Source organism: Kribbella sp. CA-294648, assembly GCF_050943845.1.
Classification (GTDB): domain Bacteria; phylum Actinomycetota; class Actinomycetes; order Propionibacteriales; family Kribbellaceae; genus Kribbella.
This window is the reverse complement of the sequence record NZ_CP191981.1, coordinates 2,281,565-2,300,714: the sequence shown is the minus strand read 5'-3', so window position 1 is coordinate 2,300,714 and position 19,150 is coordinate 2,281,565. Positions and strand designations below refer to the sequence as shown.

At 65.3% G+C, this 19,150-nt stretch carries 15 protein-coding genes; 13 read left to right on the top strand and 2 right to left on the bottom strand.

Annotation, left to right across the window (positions count from 1 at the left end):
* The first annotated feature begins 220 nt into the window (after positions 1-220).
* The 9 genes from ACQPYM_RS11245 to ACQPYM_RS11205 all read left to right on the top strand — a co-directional run bounded on the left by ACQPYM_RS11245 (position 221) and on the right by ACQPYM_RS11205 (position 10,435).
* Positions 221-2,044: an NAD(P)/FAD-dependent oxidoreductase gene (locus ACQPYM_RS11245; protein ID WP_433018923.1), complete on the top strand. Its 1,824-nt coding sequence runs from the start codon at positions 221-223 to the stop codon at positions 2,042-2,044.
* Between the two features lie 103 nt (positions 2,045-2,147).
* Positions 2,148-3,113, top strand: a complete 966-nt coding sequence (locus ACQPYM_RS11240; RefSeq protein WP_433018920.1) for a DUF1702 family protein — start codon at positions 2,148-2,150, stop codon at positions 3,111-3,113.
* Positions 3,110-4,072 carry a DUF1702 family protein gene (locus ACQPYM_RS11235; protein WP_433018917.1) on the top strand — a complete coding sequence of 321 codons (963 nt, stop codon included), beginning with the start codon at positions 3,110-3,112 and terminating at the stop codon, positions 4,070-4,072. The genes ACQPYM_RS11240 and ACQPYM_RS11235 overlap by 4 nt, the downstream gene beginning before the upstream one ends.
* Positions 4,066-5,046, top strand: coding sequence for a DUF1702 family protein (locus ACQPYM_RS11230; RefSeq protein WP_433018914.1), 981 nt, complete (start codon positions 4,066-4,068; stop codon positions 5,044-5,046). The genes ACQPYM_RS11235 and ACQPYM_RS11230 overlap by 7 nt, the downstream gene beginning before the upstream one ends.
* Before the next feature lie 26 nt (positions 5,047-5,072).
* Positions 5,073-5,993 (top strand): DUF1702 family protein, encoded by a 921-nt coding sequence (locus tag ACQPYM_RS11225; protein ID WP_433023247.1) that lies wholly within the window; start codon positions 5,073-5,075, stop codon positions 5,991-5,993.
* A 29-nt stretch (positions 5,994-6,022) separates the two neighbouring features.
* Entirely contained in the window at positions 6,023-7,597 is a 1,575-nt protein-coding gene (locus ACQPYM_RS11220) for an MFS transporter (protein WP_433018911.1), read from the top strand.
* Between the two features lie 211 nt (positions 7,598-7,808).
* Positions 7,809-8,690: an AfsR/SARP family transcriptional regulator gene (locus tag ACQPYM_RS11215; RefSeq protein WP_433018908.1), complete on the top strand. Its 882-nt coding sequence runs from the start codon at positions 7,809-7,811 to the stop codon at positions 8,688-8,690.
* A 70-nt stretch (positions 8,691-8,760) separates the two neighbouring features.
* A complete protein-coding gene (locus ACQPYM_RS11210) occupies positions 8,761-9,093 on the top strand; it encodes an SCP2 sterol-binding domain-containing protein (protein WP_433018905.1) in 333 nt (110 codons plus the stop codon).
* 34 nt (positions 9,094-9,127) lie between these two features.
* Entirely contained in the window at positions 9,128-10,435 is a 1,308-nt protein-coding gene (locus tag ACQPYM_RS11205) for a cation:proton antiporter (protein ID WP_433018902.1), read from the top strand.
* A gap of 9 nt (positions 10,436-10,444) precedes the next feature.
* On the opposite strand, the gene ACQPYM_RS11200 is transcribed toward ACQPYM_RS11205, so the two are convergent.
* Positions 10,445-11,323 (bottom strand): ParB N-terminal domain-containing protein, encoded by an 879-nt coding sequence (locus ACQPYM_RS11200; protein ID WP_433018899.1) that lies wholly within the window; start codon positions 11,321-11,323, stop codon positions 10,445-10,447.
* 332 nt (positions 11,324-11,655) lie between these two features.
* On the opposite strand from ACQPYM_RS11200, the gene ACQPYM_RS11195 reads away from it, so the two are divergent.
* Positions 11,656-13,311: an acyl-CoA carboxylase subunit beta gene (locus tag ACQPYM_RS11195; protein ID WP_433018896.1), complete on the top strand. Its 1,656-nt coding sequence runs from the start codon at positions 11,656-11,658 to the stop codon at positions 13,309-13,311.
* Positions 13,312-13,627: 316 nt separating this feature from the next.
* Here the strand turns inward: ACQPYM_RS11195 and ACQPYM_RS11190 are convergent, their stop codons facing one another.
* Entirely contained in the window at positions 13,628-14,392 is a 765-nt protein-coding gene (locus ACQPYM_RS11190) for a DNA-3-methyladenine glycosylase family protein (protein WP_433023245.1), read from the bottom strand.
* 345 nt (positions 14,393-14,737) lie between these two features.
* Between ACQPYM_RS11190 and ACQPYM_RS11185 the strand changes: the two genes are divergently transcribed.
* Genes ACQPYM_RS11185 through ACQPYM_RS11175 form a run of 3 tightly spaced genes read left to right on the top strand, consistent with a single transcriptional unit; the run spans position 14,738 to position 19,150 of the window.
* A complete protein-coding gene (locus ACQPYM_RS11185) occupies positions 14,738-16,474 on the top strand; it encodes an NAD(P)/FAD-dependent oxidoreductase (RefSeq protein ID WP_433018893.1) in 1,737 nt (578 codons plus the stop codon).
* A gap of 50 nt (positions 16,475-16,524) precedes the next feature.
* Positions 16,525-18,306, top strand: coding sequence for an NAD(P)/FAD-dependent oxidoreductase (locus tag ACQPYM_RS11180; RefSeq protein WP_433018890.1), 1,782 nt, complete (start codon positions 16,525-16,527; stop codon positions 18,304-18,306).
* The gene (locus tag ACQPYM_RS11175; RefSeq protein WP_433018887.1) at positions 18,299-19,150 is read left to right on the top strand and encodes a thioesterase II family protein; all 852 of its coding nucleotides are present in this window, start codon (positions 18,299-18,301) and stop codon (positions 19,148-19,150) included. The genes ACQPYM_RS11180 and ACQPYM_RS11175 overlap by 8 nt, the downstream gene beginning before the upstream one ends.

Below are 19,150 nucleotides of genomic sequence, written 5' to 3'. Positions count from 1 at the left end.
CCCGTTGCCCCGTCGCCGCCGGCCCCGGCCTCGCGGCGGCGGGGCGTCGCGGCGTTCGCCAAGCCGGCGCCAGAGCGGCGCTAGAGCCTTCCCCCCGTCCTGGTTGGGGCTCCCACCACCACCGGCCTGCGACCGACCTCGACCCCGGCCGAGGGACGCTTTCGCTATCAGTAAGTACGAGGAAATCTCCGGCAGCAGGCTGCTGCTGGAGGTGATAGATGTGAACGACGACGTGAACCGGCAACTTGCCGAACTCTCAGAGTCCCAACGAACTGCCCTGACCGACCTGCTGCGCGAACGGTTCGATCCGCCAACCCAGGGAGACGCCTACGACGTCGTCATCCTGGGGGGAGGGATGGCCGGCCTGACGCTGTCGCTGCAACTGCGCCGCGCGCGCCCGAACACCCGGGTGATGGTGATCGAACGCCAGCCCCACCCTGTACCCGAGGCGGCCCACAAGGTCGGCGAGTCGACCGTGGAGCTTTCCGCCCACTACTTGCGCGACGTCCTCGGGCTCAAGGACCACCTGGACACCGGCCAGCTTCGAAAGTTCGGGCTCAGGTTCTTCTTCACTGATGGCGGTAACAGCGACATCACGTCCCGAGTCGAAGTCGGGACCTCCACTTGGCTTGCGTTGGACACCTACCAACTGGACCGCGGCCGCCTGGAGAACGAAATCGGTCGGCGGTGCGTCGATGCCGGTGTCGAATTCATCAGCAACTGCGTCGTCGCCGACATCGAGCTGCAACCGGACAAACCGGTTCACCGGGTGACGATCTCGGGTGAAGAGGGAACGCGCGAAGTGACCGGCAGATGGGTCGTGGACGCGTCAGGCCGCAGTCAGCTCCTCCGCAGGCACCTCGGGCGTGAGCGCATCCCGGTGGGTCACAAGGCGAACGCTTCGTGGTTCCGCATCGCCGAGCGCATCGACATCGACACCTGGTCCGATGACCCGCAATGGAAGAAGCGAACCGTTGGCGGTCCTCGCTACCACTCCACGAATCACTTGATGGGTCCGGGCTACTGGCTGTGGCTGATCCCCCTTGCGTCCGGCTCTACCAGCGTCGGGATCGTCTGTGACGACGACCTCCACGACTTCCGCTCGTTCAACAAACTGGACAAGGCGCTCGAGTGGATCCGCACCCACGAGCCGCAGGCCGCGACAAAGATCGACGAGCACCTGGACAAGGTCCAGGACTTCCGGGTCATGCGCGACTACTGCTACAGCGCCGAGCAGGTCTACGACGGCGACCAGCGCTGGGCCCTCACCGGTGAGGCCGGGCTGTTCCTGGATCCTCTCTACTCACCCGGCCTCGACCTGATCTCGATCAGCAACGGGCTGACGTGCGACCTCCTCCTGCGGTCGCTCGCAGGCGAGGACGTTGGCCCGCTCGCCACCATCCACGACAACCTGTACCGCAACGTCGCCGAGTTCTGGAGAGGCATCTACGAGAAGCGGTACCCGCTCATGGCCAGCAGCCGGATCATGTCATCGAAGGTCATCTGGGACACCGCCTTCTATTGGGGAGTGTTCTGCCTTCTCTTCTTCCACGACAAGTTCCGGACCATCGGGGACGCGCCGTCGGTGGCCTCCAACCTCAGCAGGCTCACGCAGATCAGCTACCGGGTCCAGGACTTCTTCACGGAGTGGGCGAGCATCGACCGTCCCCCGTTGACGGGTCGCTACATCGACACGCACGCCCCCCTGGAGTTCATGCAGGAACTGCACACGGGAATGGGCGACGACCTGACCGAGCGCGAGTTCGAGGCCCGGTTCGCCGAGAACACACGCCTGTTCGAGCAACTGGCAGGCCAGTTGATGTCCACCGTCATGGATTCGTATACCGACGACTATTCGGACGACGTGATCGCGGTCATCCAGCGGTGGAGGCGTGACCCGCTGATCGGCGAGTTCGTCTCGACCTACCGGGCCGACCATGCCGTGCGCCCAACCAGTCCGCTGTGGATCAACCTGGGCGAGGCCGACGAGCGTCCCGCGCCCGCGCCCGGCACCTCCGGAGAGCTCGTGGCGGACTCCGTCTAGGTCACCTCCGTCAGCGGCGACACCCGGGGCGGCGTACCGGCACTTCCGTCCGCGGGTTCGCCGCAGATCCACCCACTCCTACCAACAGGCAAGGAAGTCCGACGTGACAACAGCACTTGCGCGCGCCCGACTGGCGCTGTTAGGCGTCCCCGAGCGGAAGATCCTGAGGTTCAAGGGAGGCGACACTCCGCGGTGGCGTCACCTCGAGGACGCACTGCGGGCCGCCGTCGGCGGCTACCACGCGGTGCTCGAGGGTGGCAACCTCGACGCCATCGTCGCCAGGCTCGACCGGTTCCCCAAGCACATGAACGGCTACGCCCACGAGGGCGTTGCCATGGGGCTGACCGGTCTGGATCTCTTCCTGCCCGGCAAGTCCCGATTCCGGGCTTTCCTCGCCGGAGCGGGCGACGCACACATCTACATGTCCCACATCGGAGCCGGCGAGGCGCTGGCCCAGATGAGGCGTCTGCCCGAACCGTTCCTGCGCAAGCTCGACGATCCGGTCGCTCGGTGGCTCGTCATGGACGGGTACGGCTTCCACCTGGGCTTCTTCCACCCCAAGAAGTACGTCGACCGTCAAGTGGTCCCCCCGTACTTGTCCCCCTACGGCCGCCGTGTCTTCGACCAGGGCGTTGGACGGAGCATCTGGTTCACTCAGGGCGCCGACGTCGAACGGGTTGCAGCCAAGGTTGCCACCTTTCCTCCGGTCCGGCAGGCAGACTTCTGGCTCGGCATCGGCACGGGCTGCTGCTACGCGGGTGGGATGGAACCGAGCGAGATCGAACTGCTGCGAGAGGTCTGCGGTCCACACCTGCCCTACCTCGCCACCGGAGCGGCCTTCGCCGCAAAGGGACGCCACCGGGCAGGGAACCCGGTCGAGGACACCGAGATGGCCTGCCAGCACCTTTGCGACACCGACAGCAGCGGCGCGAGGGACATCGTCGACGAGGCCCTCACCGACCTTCCCACCGACGATTCACGCAACGCCTGCCATGTCGTCCAGGACCGAGTCATCGCCACCTTCTCCACCTCAGGTAGGACGACGGACCGGCAGGCGGCTTCCCAATGAACGCCTCCGCAGCCCTCGCGGGCCCCATCGCACCGTTCGGCAAACTGATGTGGAAGGCATTCTCGGCAGCCGGGCAGATGCCCACCCCGCCAACCGCCGTCGACGACGCCGGCCGCGCCCGGCTCAAGGACGTCGTCTACACGGTCACCGAGGCGAGCCGACAGACGCTCCTCGCCACCAGCTACACCGACCTCGTCACTACGCTCGACGCCTATCCGGATGAGAAGCAAGGTTTCGCCTACGAGGGCGCCGGCGTCGCGTTAGCGGCGCTGGACACCATCTCGCCCACGAAGAACCGTGTCCGGTTCCTTGCCGAGAACCAAGGATCTCGGCACACGTTCGGCATCTACTTGGGCGCCGGAATGTGCCTGGCCCGGATCAGGAGGAATCCGGAGCGGCTTCGGCGTCGTCTGAACGACCCACTCATGAGCTGGCTTGTCCTCGACGGGTACGGGTTCTACAAGGGATTCTTCGAGTACCAGCGCCACGTAACCGATCAGCGGGTCTCCCTGCGCATCCACGGCTACGGCCTGCGGGTCATCGACCAAGGGCTGGGCCGGGCGATCTGGTTCGCATCGGCCGGCGACATCGACCGTGTCGCCTCGATCATCAACGGGTTCGCCGAGCACCGCGCCCAAGACCTCTGGAGCGGGGTCGGATTCGCGTGCGGCTACTCCGGCGGTTTCGACACCTTCGAGCTCAAGCGGCTTCCCGAGCTCGCCGGGGACTGTCGAGACCACCTGGCGTTGGGCACCGCAATGTCGGCACGGGCCCGGCACCTCGGGAGCAACCCGACCGAGCACAACGATCGCGCGTGCGAGGCCATCTGCCTCTCGACATCCGCGGAGGCCTCAGCCCTTGTCGAGGCCGCGGAGATCGGCCTCCCACACGGGACCGAGGTTCCCAGCCATGCCCTGTGGCGCCAGCGTGTTCTCCAACGCCTGCAGCCGTCATGTTGAGCAGACTCCTCAAGCCGGTCTTGAACTTGTCGGTGGACGACTTCCCCAGGCTGGCGAAGCAGCAGTTCGGGGATCTGCCGGAAATGGATGCGGCCTGGCCGCACTTCGAGCCACCCTCACACGCGATCCTGGACAACTTCTGGGCCACTCTGGACAACCCCAAACTGCCCGATGTGATCGAGCTGGTCGAGGCCAACCCGCCGAAGGACCGCGGGGTCGCTTACGAGGGCGCCGCCATGGCGCTGACGCTGCTGGACTTCGTCCTGCCCTACAAGAGGCGCCTCAAAGCCCTCCTGGACGGCCCATGTGGGCCGTACCGGCCCATGGTGTACGTAGGGGCGGGCATGATCCTGCCGTTCATCCCGTTGAACCCCTACAAGCTCATCGGGCGCTTCAACGACGACGCGCGTTGGTTCATCCTGGACGGCTACGGCTTCCTCCAGTGCTTCTTCCACGCCCGAGACTGCCTCGACCGACAGGCTCGGCCCGACGGCCTCCATGGAGAAGCAGCACGAAACTTTGACAGCGGGATCGGGAGGAGCCTGTACTTCCTGAGCGCAGCCAATCCGGACCGGATCGCGACGGTCCTGAGCCGGTTCCCCGAGCCCCGGCGCAGCGACCTGTGGGGTGGGATCGGACTCGCCTGCGGATACACCGGTGGAGCTCTCGACCATGCCGGCTTCCGCCAGATGCTGAGCGTCTCCGGCGATCACGCATCCGACGTGGCCGTCGGCCTCGCCGTCGCTGCCTGTTTCCGCGATCAGACCAACCACCCAGCAGACCACACCGACGGTGCGTGCGACGTCTTCTGGGGACGCAAATCGGCGGAGGTGGCCAAGCTGGTCACTCGCGACCGCATCCGCCCGTACCCCGGGCCTTCTGGCCCCGACTACGAGCCGTGGCGCCAGCACGTGAAATCGATCTGGACCGCGCAACATCACACCAACGAGGCAGCGGCGAGAGGTCAGACATGAGCGTTCTTGGAGCCCTACGGGTGAAGATGTTCGGCATCTCCGACCCGAGCGAGGTATTCCGCAGACCAGGCTTCGCCCCGGAGTGCTGGTCACAGTTCGGCCACGTCCTTCAGTCCTTGGCCGACGGGTACAACGCCAGCCTTGAGGACCCTTCGCTCGAGGTCCTCATCCCACGCCTAGAGGCCGCAGACCCACCGCTGCACGGGTTCGCCTACGAAGGCGCAGCAATGGGACTGCACGTACTGGACCTCCTCGCCCCCAGGAAAGACCGCATCACCAGCCTTCTCGCCGCAGAGGGTGGGCGTCACATGGCGACCGTGTACGTCGGTGTCGGCATGGCGGCTGCCCGGCTGCACCGCAAGCCCGAGCGGATGCTCAACGACCTCGATCCGGTTCTCGGATGGGCCGTCATAGACGGCTACGGCTTCCACGAGGGGTTCTTTGCGCGCCGTCGCTCCATCGACAAGCAGATCATCCCTCCCCACGTCTCCCCCGCCGGGCGCCCGGTCTACGACCAGGGCCTTGGACGCTCCATCTGGTTCTCCAGTGCTGGACAGGTTCCGCTCGTCGCCCGGATCATCTCGGCGTTCGACCCGCATCGGCGAGGGGACCTCTGGTCAGGAGCGGCCATCGCCTGCAGCTTTGCCGGCGGCGCCGACCGCGCCGCATTGGACCAGCTCGCCCACGTGGCGTCCGACTTTTCCGACGAACTGTCGTGGGCCGCCGCGGCGGCCGCCTGGACGCGAGATCAAGCCGGAAATGCCGCGCCGCACACCGATCTCGCCTGCGAGATCCTGGGCCCCATCGACAGCCGAACGGCGGCCGGCGTGCTCACCCAGGCCCGCTGCGACGCCGAGGCTGGACCCACCTCCGGCTCCGGCTACGCCAGGTGGCGCAATGCCGCCGTCTCTGGCCTGCGCGAGCGCACCTCGCGCCCCGCATCGTGACAGCTGCCCCCTCTACCGACGAGGTTCCTATGCGAAGCGTCAACCGATCGATGGTCCTCCTGGCACTCATGCTCACGGCCTACATCGTGACCGTTGAGGTGACGATCATGAACGTCGCTCTCCCCACCCTGGGAAGGGATCTCGACGCCAACACGACCGAGCTGCAGTGGGTGGTGGACGCTTACAACTTGGCCCTGGGAGCTCTGCTGCTGGCCGCCGGGTGCCTCAGCGACCGGCACGGGAGAAAAGGCGCCCTCCTCGTCGGAATGGCAATCCTGATCTCCGCCTCACTCGTCGGCGGATACGTCGACAGTGTCGCCGGCGTCCTCGCGGCTCGCGGAGTGATGGGGCTCGGGGCTGCCCTCATGCTCCCCACCACCTTGTCGATCCTTGCCAACGTGTTCACCGGAAGGAAGGAGCGCGCTCAGGCCATCGGGCTATGGGGGGCTTCGACCGGTCTGGGTGTCGCAACCGGACCTATCGTCGGAGGTTGGCTGCTGGGACGGTACTGGTGGGGCAGCATCTTCGTCTTCCTGGGAATCCTGACCATCGCCATCGCCATCCTGGTCGTGCTCTTCGTGCCCACCTCCCGCAACCCGGCCACCGCCCCGCTCGACTGGCGCGGCCTGATCCTGTCCATCCTCGGGTTCGGGATCCTGGTGCTGGGGATCATCGAGGCTCCGCGATGGGGTTGGGGCTCCGCCCTAACCATCGGATGCCTGTCGGCAGGCCTGGTGACCCTCCTCGTCTTCTTGGCCCTCGAGCGCCGCACCATTCACCCGATGCTGGACGTTTCGCTGTTCCGCGACATGCGCTACACGGCCGCGAGCGGATCGGTGGCGATCTCGTTCTTCGCGCTCAACGGCTTCATCTTCCTCATCACCCAGTACATGCAGCTGGTGAAGGACTGGAGCCCCCTGTCGATGGGCCTGCGCCTGTTGCCCATGGCGGGGGCCATCGGAGTCGCGTCGATTCTCGGTGCCTGGTTGGCCGTGAAGATCGGGAACAAGGTGGTGGTGACCTCCGGCTTGGTGTTCTTCGCCGCAGGGCTGGCATGGGCCGCTACGAACACCGCAACGACGTCTTACGAGTTCATGTCTGCCAACATCGCGCTGCTCGGCGTGGGCTTCGGCCTGACGAGCACGCCGGCGACCGAAGCCATCATGGGCTCGGTGTCGAAGGACATCGCCGGGGTGGGCGCGGCGGTCAATGACGCGACCAGACTGTGCGGCGCGACCCTCGGAGTCGCAGTCGTGGGGAGCATGGCCGCTTCCTTGTACGACAACAAGATGGCCAGCACGTTGCCACCAGAGTTGGCAGGCTCGGCGGCCCACGCCTCGTCCGGGTCTCTCGGAGGCGCACTCTCCACAGCCCAGGATCTGGCAGGAAAGGGCGACGCCCGAGCTGCCGACGAGCTGTCCCACACCGCAGTGGAGGCCTTCCTGCACAGCATGCAGGGAGGTTCCCTGTTGGCCGCAGGTACGGTCCTGCTTGCGGCCCTCGGGGCTCTGCTCTTCTTGCCGGCGCGACCCAAGGACGACCTTGCCGAGGCCGAAGGCCCTGCCAGCACGCCCGTCGAGCCGCCTGGCGGACGTCACCTCTGACACTCTCCACGTGGGTGTGATGTCCAGCCGGTACTCGAGGGCTGGTCAGTCTAAGAACAGGTTCGCGGCCTCAGGATCGTAGGAAGATCCAGCCGACCTAGTTCAGCTTTCACGCGCCGCCGACAGACCTGGCCCAACTGGACGCATCCTTGCGTAACAAGGGTGTTCATCGTGAACTGGCCTCCCCCCGACGTGAGGTCAGGTGAGCCGGATGGACATTCGATGGCGTGGCAACGGACCCACCACTGACGAGGCTCATCCACGACAACTGGAGAGCCAAGCGCCCTACCGCGCGTACCTACTGGGCGATCTCAGACTCTTCCGCGGCGACGAGCCGATGGTGTCGTCACCCACGAGGAGGAAGGGCCTCCAAATGCTCGTGTGGTTTCTGCTCAATGCAGGCAAGCCCTGCTCTGCTGAGCAGATTGCCTATGACCTGTGGCCCGAGGCAGATCACGTCAGCGCGATGAACCTCTTCGATGTCAACATGCACGCACTGAAACGAATACTCGAACCAGACCTCGGTCCTCGAGAGGCCTCCTCCTTCATCACCCGACACCCGAACCGGATCTACATCTTCGAAGGTGCCGGCCGTTGGTGGAGCGACGTCGCGGACGTGAACCTCCACTACCAGCGCGGGCACGCCTGCGATCTCGGGGGTGACCCGTCGCGTGCCCTCTACTACTTCCGACGCATCGCGGAGTACGCGTCGAGACCGAACATCCTCGACGGTGAGAATGCCCCGTGGCTGGAGCCATTCCGACGCAAGCACGAGCTACTGTGCGCCCAGTCCATCACCCGGTCGATCCGGCTCAACATCGAACTCGGCCACGACGAGGAAGTGCTGGACGCTGCCTATCAGATGCTCCAGATCGACCGGCACAACGAACTGGCCACCAGGGTCATCGTCGTCACCTCGCTGATGCGTGGCGACTGCTCCTCAGCCATCGCGTTGTTGAACACGACCCTGACCAGGATCAAGGCAGACCTGGGTATCGATCCTCCACGTTCCCTGGTGTCGCTGCAGGATCTGGTGTCGGCGTGGGGGAGCCTCGAAGGGACTTACGGGTTCAGAAACAACCGTGCAAGTTGACCCCGTCAGGATTCGCTTGGTTCGGTTCCCGAACCACTCTGCCCTCGAAGCTGACACTTGGAGCAGGACGATGACACTCACTCTCACCGAATTTTTTGAGGAACTACCCAACCGGCTCATCCCCGACGCTTCCTCGGACCTGCACTGCACGATCCAGTGGCAGCTCACCGACGAACAAGCCGGCACCTGGGCGATCCAGATCGACGAGGGGCAAGGGCGCGTCATTCCCGGAGGAGTGGACGAACCCGACACCACCTTCATCACCACCAGCGACGTATGGATGGCAATCGCCGAAGGCCGGCAAGACCCCATGCGGGCGTTCATGAGCGGGAAGCTCTTGGTGGAGGGCGACATGACCCTTGCGCTGAGGGTGCCCGAAGTCTTCGACACCCGTCCCGCATGACCTCGCAGCCACGGATCGAACGGGGGTTGAACACGTGAGCGAAGAGAGTCTCCACCTTCTGTTGACAGTCAGCGCCGCCATGTTCGTCATCCTCGCCACAGCCCAGATCTGTGGGCGATTGGCGCCCCGGCTGGGCCAGCCTGTCGTCTTCGGCGAGATGGCAGCCGGAGTTGCGCTCGGGCCGAGCCTCCTCGGCGCGGTGGCACCGGGGGTATCGGACAAGCTCTTCACCGTCGAGGTGAAGCCAATCCTGTTCTTCATCGCGATGACCGGGCTGAGTTTCTATATGTTCGCGGTCGGCGTCGAGCACCGGGAAGCACCGAGCCCGAAGGGGCAGGCCTCGGTACCCTACGTCCTGGCCAGCGCCGGCCTGGTAGCTCCCGTCCTCATCGGCGCAGGGACCGCGGCGCTAGTCGCCGGCGACCTGCGACCGGACTCGATCGACCCGCTCCTGTTCGTCATCTTCGTTGGCGGCGCCCTGTCGGTGACCGCCTTCCCGATGCTGGCGCGAATCCTGCAACAGCGGCGGATGATGCAGACCTCCTTCGGGATGGTTGCGACAAGAGCCGCAGCCATCGATGACGCCTTCGCCTGGTGTCTCCTGGCGGTCGTCGGAGCGTCGGTCGGCGGCGGACCACTCGAAGGACTGGTTCGGACCATCATCCCAGCGATCATCTTCACGATCGTCGCGTTCTGGCTCCTGCCCAAGGTCTTCCACAAGGCAATGGAGAACGCGGTGCGCGAGGGACGGATCGGCGAGGGTCTCTTCGGCTCCCTCATCCTCCTGGTTCTCGGCGCAGGATGGTTCACCGACTACATCGGGATCTACTCCGTCTTCGGCGGCTTCATCGTAGGGATGGCTCTGCCCCGCATCCCCGGGTTCGCCGCGCTCATCAACACCTCCCTGCTGTCCACCGTCCGGGCACTGATGCTTCCGGTGTTCTTCGCGTTCTCGGGGCTCAACACCGACATCACCCAACTGTCAGGTCACCTGATCCCGGTCACGATCATGATCCTGGCCGCAGCGTTCATCTCGAAGGCCGCGTCCTCGCTCGTCGTGCTTCGCTCCTACCGGTGGGACTGGCGAGGCGCCGCAGCCATGGGCGCCCTGATGAACGCCCGCGGCTTGATGATCCTCATCTTCATCAACATCGGCCTGGGGCTGGGAATCATCGAGCAACGGATGTACTCGATTCTTGTGGTCGTGGCCCTCGTCACCACAGGCCTCGCCCTCCCCCTGTACCGGCGCATGTACCCGGAGTCTCGCGAGAACGAGGATCGGGCAGCCGTCCTTCCCCCTGTCGCCGCGGAGCCGGCGGCCGCGATCAGCCCTCGCCCATGAGGAGCAGCATCAGCCCTCCGGCTGATGCTGCTCCAACCGCTCGTTGAGGTCGCTGGCGATCAGCGCCCAACGCTCGGCCAACCTTCCCGCGAACAGAGCGATCGGTTCCAGGCAGTGGTCGGGAACAGCTTCGAGCAGTCTCTGGTGCTCCTCACAGCGCAACGCATGCCGCTGCAGCCACCCCAGCAGCATTCGGCCGGTGCGGGTCATCCTGACGGTGGGATCGCGCCTCAGCGACGCCAGGAGGTTGGTGATGTCGCGGTCTGGCATCGGATTGGGCGAGTTCACCCCGACCTTTCGTGACAACGGCGCCGCCGTGGTGCGCCCGACAGGGTCAGTTCCTCGACGCAGCCTCTCTCGGACGTCTCCGACTGTCGTGGGCGAGATCCCGACCTCCTTCGCGATCTCGCGCAGTGAAGCGTTGGGGCGCTCGACGATGAGGGCCGCGGCACGCCGCCGAAGGGAACCAGGGTCCAACGGCCGCCGTCGACCATCGCGACCGAGCCGGGCTTCCAACTGCGGATCCTGCTCGGTTGAACGCTCCCTGAGACCCCGCACGGTCTTGGCTGCCAAGCCGGTGCAATTGGCTACGTACCTGTCGGACCAGTCCGGGTGGCTCTTCAGAATGCGCTCCGCCGCCGCCCTGCGATCGGCGAGGGACAGCGGCAGGCCGTGGGTGATATTCGACCTGACGGCAAGGACGAAAGCGTCCTCAATCGTGCCCTCGAAGAAGACGACGTCAATCGTGTCCTCCTGGTTCCGGCGCGCAGCGCTGAGCCGGTGGTTACCGTCAATCACGCTCATCGTGTCGCGGTGCACGAGGATCGGAGGCAGTGGATCATCGGTTTCGGCCAGAGTTTCAATGTGTGCAGAGTCCTCGCCGGCCATGCGAGGGGAATGAGAGCCCTTCAGAGCCGCTAGGGCTACCCGATGAACCACCAGTGACCGATCGCCCTCAGCCGTCACACTCGCGCTTGCAACATGTTCCATCGGTCCCCCCGGAGACGACGACCCAGCGCCTGCAGGCTATCCGACCAAAGGTTCTCCAACCGCCGGTAAGCACGTGCACGTTGTTGCGATCCCCAACGGTTACCTCAAGCAAACGATTCCATGCGACACAGAAATGGGTCGGTGGTGCGCGCCGGTGCTTGGCTGTCAGCTTGCATCGAAGGGTAGTTGGACAAGGCCACGCCACCTTTGGGCGCGGTTAGCCTGTCTCCATGAGTTCGACGCCCAGGACGCAGCCCGAGCACCTCAACGGGGTGGATCTGGCCTTCGCCGACCCACCTCGAAACCTTGCAGTGGCGCCCGAACCGGCTTCCCGAGCGCGAACGATGCTGGATCTTTGCAGCGAGCGCGACCTCGTACGCAGCGAAGTACTGATGGGCGACCCAGCGAAGATCGAGGCGCAGCACGCCAAGGGCAAGCTCACCGCACGGGAGCGCATCACCCTGTTGCTTGACGAGGGAACATTCTTCGAGACCGAGATACTGCGCAAGCATCGCGGAGCCGGGCTCATGTCCGGCAACACAGACCGTCCCCACACCGACGGAGTCGTCACGGGATCCGGCGAGATCCACGGCCGCCCTGTGTTCGTCTACGCCCAGGACTTCACCATCCTCGGCGGGTCCCTCGGCGAGAGCCACGCAGCCAAGATCCAGAAGACCATCGACCGCGCGACGAAGTGCGGCGCACCGATCATCTCCTTGCTCGACAGTGGAGGGGCGCGGATCCAGGAAGGTGCGCACTCGCTCGACGGGTACGGTGGCATCTTCAAACGCACGGTTGACGCCTCTGGGGTGATTCCGCAGATCAGCGTGATTCTCGGACCGTGCGCCGGTGGCGCCGCATACGCGCCGGCTCTGACCGACTTCACCTTCATGGTCCGCGACGTCAGCTACATGTACCTGACCGGTCCCGACGTCGTAGCCGCGGTGAACGGTCACACAGTCACCCACGACGAGCTCGGCGGGCCGACGCTTCACTCGACCAGTTCCGGTGTCGCTGCGTTCGTCTATGACGACGAAGCCGATTGTCTCAGTGACGTGCGGTTCCTGGTCTCGATGCTTCCCGCCAACTACCTCGACGTTCCCCCGTCATTGGCGGCCTGCGGTGCGACCTCTGACGTCAGGCCCGTCTTCCGTGACCTGGTGCCCGTAGAGCCGCGCGTGGTCTACGACATGAGCGCGGTCGTGGCAGAACTGGTCGATGACGGCGACTTTCTCGAGGTTCACGAGAACTGGGCCCGCAACGTGGTGTGTGGTTTGGCCCGGATCGACGGCGCTGTCGTCGGGATCGTTGCCAACCAGCCCCAGTACCTCGCCGGGGCCCTCGACGCGGACGGCGCACAGAAGGCATCACGATTCGTGCGGTTCTGCGACGCTTTCAACATCCCGCTGGTGACCCTCGTCGACGTGCCTGGCTTCCTCCCCGGGCTCGAGCAGGAGAGGCTGGGCGCTATACGTCACGGTGCCAAGTTGCTCTACGCCTTCTGCGAGGCCACGGTGCCGCGGGTCCAGGTGATCGTCCGCAAGGCTTACGGCGGCGCGTACATCGTGATGGACTCACGTTCCATCGGAACGGACCTCTCTCTTGCTTGGCCTACGACCGAGGTCGGGGTCATGGGGGCGGCTGCCGCGGTCAACGTCCTGCATCGGCGAGAGCTGGCCACCTCCCCGAATCCGGCCGGCCTGAGGAGCGAGCTCGAAGCGCGCTACGAGGCGCTCAGCACTCCTTACCTTCCCGCCGAGGAAGGCTTCGTCGATGATGTCATCGACCCCGCGCAGACCCGCGCTGTCGTTGCTAGAGGGTTGGCCATGCTGCGCAGCAAGCGCGGTGCTGCGCCCGATCGCAAGCACGGGAACCTGCCGTTGTGACTTCGCGGCGAGCCCTTCGCTCTGAGGCCCGGTAAGCGGGAGCAACCGGTCGTGAGGACCCGGCACAACGTTCGCCAGCACCGCAAGCGATCCCCCGATGCCCGACAACGCGGCGTCGGGCCGCAGGCGGGTGGCCTCGCGCGTACGGCGGTAGCCGCGGGCGGCGGGCCGTGCTCTGCATCCCCTGGCCCTAGCCGGTCCTGGCAATCTCACGACGCCACCACTCAGGCGCCGATGCACGCCGGCCCTGAGGCATGAGGCTCTGCACCGAACCATGCGCGCCTCGCAGGCGTAGAGCCACCACCGGCCGCCGCGATCACGGCAAGTGGGTCCGGGGGCCCATCCTTGCCCCGCGCCGGGGAACCCGAATCCCGCTCAGCATCACCAGCGTCACGACCCTGCCCCGATGCGGACGCCACTGCTCCAGCAACCGGGCCATTTCGTCGTCGTCGAACGGGGAACCGGTCAACGCGTAACCCACCGTCTTCGCTATGTGGTAGTCGCCGAAGGAGACAGCATCCGGGTCGCCGAAGGAGCGCCTTCGCACCTCGGCGCTGGTCCAGATCCCCACGCCGGGTACGGTTCGCAGCCGCATGTCCAGTTCCTCCAGCGAGATTCCCTCGACCCGTTCAAGCGAGGACGCCACCCGAGCCGATGAAACGATGGGTCGGCTTCGCGCCCCGTCGACGTGGAGTTTCAACCAGTCCCATGAGGCAATCGAGCGCAGGGCTTGGGGTGAGGGTTGGACCCAAAGGTCGACCTGCCCTCCCGGGCCGGGCGCTGGCTCCCCGAATCTCCGCACCAAATTCCGGAAACTGGTCTGGGCCTCCAGGGTCGTGACCTTCTGACCGATGATCGTCGGAACCAGGGACTCCATCACCAACCCGCTCCGCCCCAGACGGATGTCCGGATGACGGCGCCGCGCCTCCACCAGGATCGGGTGACGCGCCTCGAACCCGGACCAGTCATCGCAGCTGCCAAGCAGTTCGGGCATCTGCTCCAGCGCCCACTCCGCTCCCGGACCCCACGCTTCGCCGTGGACCAATCCCGCGGACGTGTCCACGTCGATGGCCAAGGTCACCACGCCCTGCGGCGTACGACTGCCCCGCCAAATCCGGCCATCGGGAGACACCCGAAGAGTCGGATCAGATCGACCGACTCGTTGCTGGCCGATGATGGCCCGAACCGGGCACGGCCAATCGGGACGCCAGCTTCTCTGCCTGGACTCCATGCTCGGCACTTTACCGAGCCTGAGTGGCCTGGCCGTCAGTTCGCCGGGGTTGCCGGTACCCCGGTCGCCCTGCCGCCCCTTTCAGGTCGAGTAAGCGGGTCGAAACCGCCGCTCCGACAGTCGAAGACCTGGAGTCCTCGATGGGTTCCGGGAGCGACATCGCTCGAGGCGACCACGGTTATCGGGGAGGAACAGGTGGAGAAGCCGCCCACTGTCGAGCAACGTGGTTCAGTCTCGGACTTGCCGACGTTCGACGTCGCCATCCTGGGAGGTGGCGTCGCAGGCTTGACCCTGGCGTTGGAGCTGCACAAGGAGCTTCCCCACCTCGACGTCGCCATCATCGAACGTAACGAGCATCCGGTACCCGAGACGACCCACAAGGTCGGCGAATCGACCGTCGAGATCGCAGCCCACTACCTACGCGATCGCCTGGGCCTGGCCGACCACCTCGACCAAGACCAGCTTCGCAAGTTCGGCCTGCGCATGTTCTTCACCGGACACGGCAACAGCGACATCACGCAACGGGTGGAACTGGGAAGTTCGATCTTCGCACCGCTGACAAGCTACCAATTGGACCGCGGACGCCTGGAGAACGAACTGGGCAGGCGATGCGCCGCCGCCGGCGTCCACTTCCTTTCCGGCCATTCGGTGGACCGCATCGCTCTGGACCCCGGCGAGGCGCCCCATTCAGTCACCCTCTCCGGCCCGGCCGGCCAACGAACGCTCCAGGCCCAGTGGATCGTCGACGCATCCGGACGAGCCCAACTGCTCCGCCGCCACCTCAAACTGAACAGAACGAAGGTGGGTCACAGCGCTAACGCGGCCTGGTTCCGTGTGGCCCATCCGCTCGACGTCGAAGAGTGGACTCAGGACCCGAGCTGGGCACAGCGAATCAGCGAGGGAGAGCGCGCGCTGTCCACGAACCATCTGATGGGGTCCGGATACTGGGTCTGGCTGATCCGGCTCGCCACCGGCGCCACCAGTGTCGGGATCGTCGCCGGCGCCGAACACCACGACTTCAGCACCTTCAACACGCTGGAACGCGCGCTCGGCTTTCTGTCCGAACACGAACCCCAGTGCGCCAAAGCAGTCGTGCCACACATCGACAAAATCAAGGACTTCCGCGTGATGCGGGACTACTCCTACTCCTGCGACAAGGTCTTCTCCGGGCAACAGCGCTGGTGCATGACAGGCGAATCCGGCGTTTTCCTGGACCCGCTCTACTCGCCCGGACTGGATCTCATTGCCATCAGCAACGGCCTGGTCGTGGACCTGCTGCGACGTTCCGGTCTCGGCCAGGACGTCGGGCCGGTCGCTGACCTGCACGACATTCTCTTCCTCCGGCTGACCAATCTCTGGCTGGCGACGTACGAAAACCAGTACGGCCTCATGGGCAACGCCCAGGTCATGAGCTCCAAGGTCATCTGGGACACGGCGTTCTACTGGGCCGTCTTCGGGCTGCTCTTCTTCCAGGACAAGTTCCGCGAGGTCGGCTCCACGCCGTCCATCGCCGAGACGCTGGAGGAGCTGTCCGTCACGAGCAACAGGATGCAGCAGTTCTTCCGGGAGTGGGATGGAGTCGGCAACTCCGAACTGGATCCGCAGTTCATCGACCTGCTCGCGCCCATCGAATTCATGCTCCGACTCCACAGCGAGATGACGGACGATCTCACACCGGCACAGTTCGAGCAAAGGTTCCGCGGCAACGCCGAGTTCCTCGCCCAGCTTGCCGGGCAATTGATGAACACGGTGATCCGGGCGTGTGCAGAGCGACTGGACGAAGCCTCTATCGAACAGGTTCAGGCCTGGCAAAGAGATGAACACGTCTCCCACTTCGTGGCCACCTTCCGGCGCGAACGACTCAAGAACCCGACCACCGATCGATGGATCCCGGTCGGTTCTCCCAGGGCGAACTGCACAACTCCCTCGTGACACGAGACCCCGCAACAGCTCATCTGCCAACACTCACGGAGGAACCTCGGATGGCACGACCACGCCCCTTGAAAGATCAGGCACAGGCCGAGAAGACCGACGGCCGTGCCGACCAGACAGAGGTCGACGTAGACGTCGTCATCTTGGGCGGCGGGATCGCCGGCCTCACGCTGGCTCTGCAGCTGAAGCGCTCGTTGCCCGACATTGACGTTGCGGTCCTCGAGCGAGAGTCACATCCTGTGCCAGAGGCCGCCCACAAAGTGGGCGAGTCCAGTGTCGAGATACAAGCGCACTACCTGCGCGAGGTCCTTGGCCTGGGCGAGCACCTCAACAGCGATCAGCTCCGCAAGTTCGGGCTGCGGATGTTCTTCTCCCACCAGGACAACCACGACATCGCCTCAAGAGTTGAGTTCGGCCAGATCGAAGAGGCACCGCTCCCGGCCTACCAACTCGACCGGGGCCGGCTGGAAAACTATCTGGGCGCCCGCATCCAAGACGAGGGAGCGGTGTTCCTTCCCGAGAGCCGCGTCTCGTCGGTCGTTCTCGATGCCGAGAACCGTCACACGGTCGAAGTCGCAGGGCCAGGCACCACGCACCGGATCCGAGCACGATGGGTCGTGGATGCCACCGGCCGCAACGGACTGCTGAAGCGCCAACTTGGGCTCGCCAAGCCCTTGGCACACCGCGCCAACTCGTCCTGGGTTCGGGTCAACCACCCCATCGAGATCGACCGATGGTCCGACGACGATGCCTGGGTGGCCCGAATGAACGTCGAGGTAGGTCCCTACGGCAGGCCCGGCGGCAAGCGCCGCCTGTCCACGAACCACCTCATGGGCCACGGGTACTGGGTGTGGCTGATCCCCCTGTCCTCGGGCTCCACCAGCGTCGGAATCGTCGCCGACGACGCCATCCACCCCCACCAGGACTTCAACACCCTCGAACGGGCGCTGGAGTGGCTGGAGGCGCACGAGCCTCAGTGCGCCGCCGAGGTCAAGACACATGCAGCAGACATCCAGGACTTCCGCACCATGCGCAACTACGCCTACGGGGCCAAGCAGGTCTATTCCTCACAGCGATGGTGTCTGACCGGCGAAGCTGGCGTGTCCATCGACCCGCTGTACTCCTCAGGCGGCGACCTGATGGCCATCAGCAATGGCCTCATCACCGACCTGATCGGCGCAGACCTCGCCGGTGAAGACATCACCGACAAGGCCGTCGTGCACAACCAGGTCTACCTGCTCATGAGCGAGATCTGGCTGGCCGCTTACCAAAACCAGTTCCAGCTCATGGGCAACGCCCAGGTGATGGTGGCCAAAGTCATCTGGGACACGATCATGTACTGGTCGCTCCCCGGCTTGCTCTTCTTCCACCAGACGTTCCCCCGCCTGAACGACTGCCCACGCGCCTTCGAGAGCCTCTTCAAGGGCTGGAAGATCCACAGCAGGGTCCAACAGTTCTTCCGGGAGTGGCACGCCCTTGACGACAAGGCCATAGCCGGCACCTTCGCGGACCCCTACACCCTGCTCCCCTTCATCGTCGACCTGCACGAGGGCATGGCAGCCGGGCTGCCCGACGACAAGCTCGACGAGCAGGTGATGAGCAACGTCGCCCAGCTGGAGTACGTGGCCGGCCAGCTCGTCGCCACGGTGATCGAAAACCTGGAGGCCGACCCGTCTCCCGCGGCCGTGGAGCAGATCGGTAAATGGAAGTCCGACGCGCTGCTCGGGGCAGCGCTGGCGACGTACCACCGACAAGATCACCCGGTCGCCATCGACAGCGCTTGGGTCACCCTGGGCCTCACCGGCAATCCGGACCGAGCTACACATGGGTAGCCAAGTTCCCGAGGAAGCCGACGTCAGGGAGCGGTTGAGGCGCCTTGGTCCCTCGTCTCGAGAGCAGCTGATCCGACGGCTCAGGGCCTCAGCGACCGCGTCACCCACAGCTTGGTTCGGGGAGCCGTCCGGCAACCAGCCGTTCCGTCTGTTCTGTTTCCCCTACGCCGGCGGCGGTGGAAGCGTGTTCAGGTCCTGGCAGGAGCTGATGCCTGAGGGCATCGACCTGATGTCGGCGCGCCTGCCGGGGCGCGAGGAGCGCTCCGGGCAGGTGCCGGTCCGAAAGCTGCCCGCACTCATCGACCTTATCCACGCAGCGATCGAGCCGTTGCTGGACCGCCCGTTCGCCCTGTTCGGCCACAGCATGGGCGCGCTCCTTGCCTTCGAGCTGGCACGCAAGCTTCGCCAGGAAGGGAGCCCCTGTCCGCAACGACTGTTCCTGTCGGCCTTCAGGGCGCCTCACCTACCCAACCCCAACATCGCCATCCATCACCTGCCCGACGAGGTGCTGAAGACGGTCCTGGTCAAGGACGGCACGCCCGCGGAAATCGTCCGCAACGAGGACATCATGCGGGCGTTGTTGCCAACCCTGCGGGCAGACCTCGAACTGTGCGAGACCTACCAGTATGCCGATCGTGAACCGCTGGACATCCCGATCTCGGCCTTTGGCGGCCTCCAGGACGTCCGTGTCCTGGAGCAGGACCTCATGCAATGGAAGGTCCACACGGCTTCGGAGTTCCATCTGACCATGTTTCAAGGCGGCCACTTCTTCATCCACAGCGCCCAGGACCTTCTCGTGTCGCGCCTAGCCGGCGAGCTCAGGGCTTGTCTGGACCACCAGTAG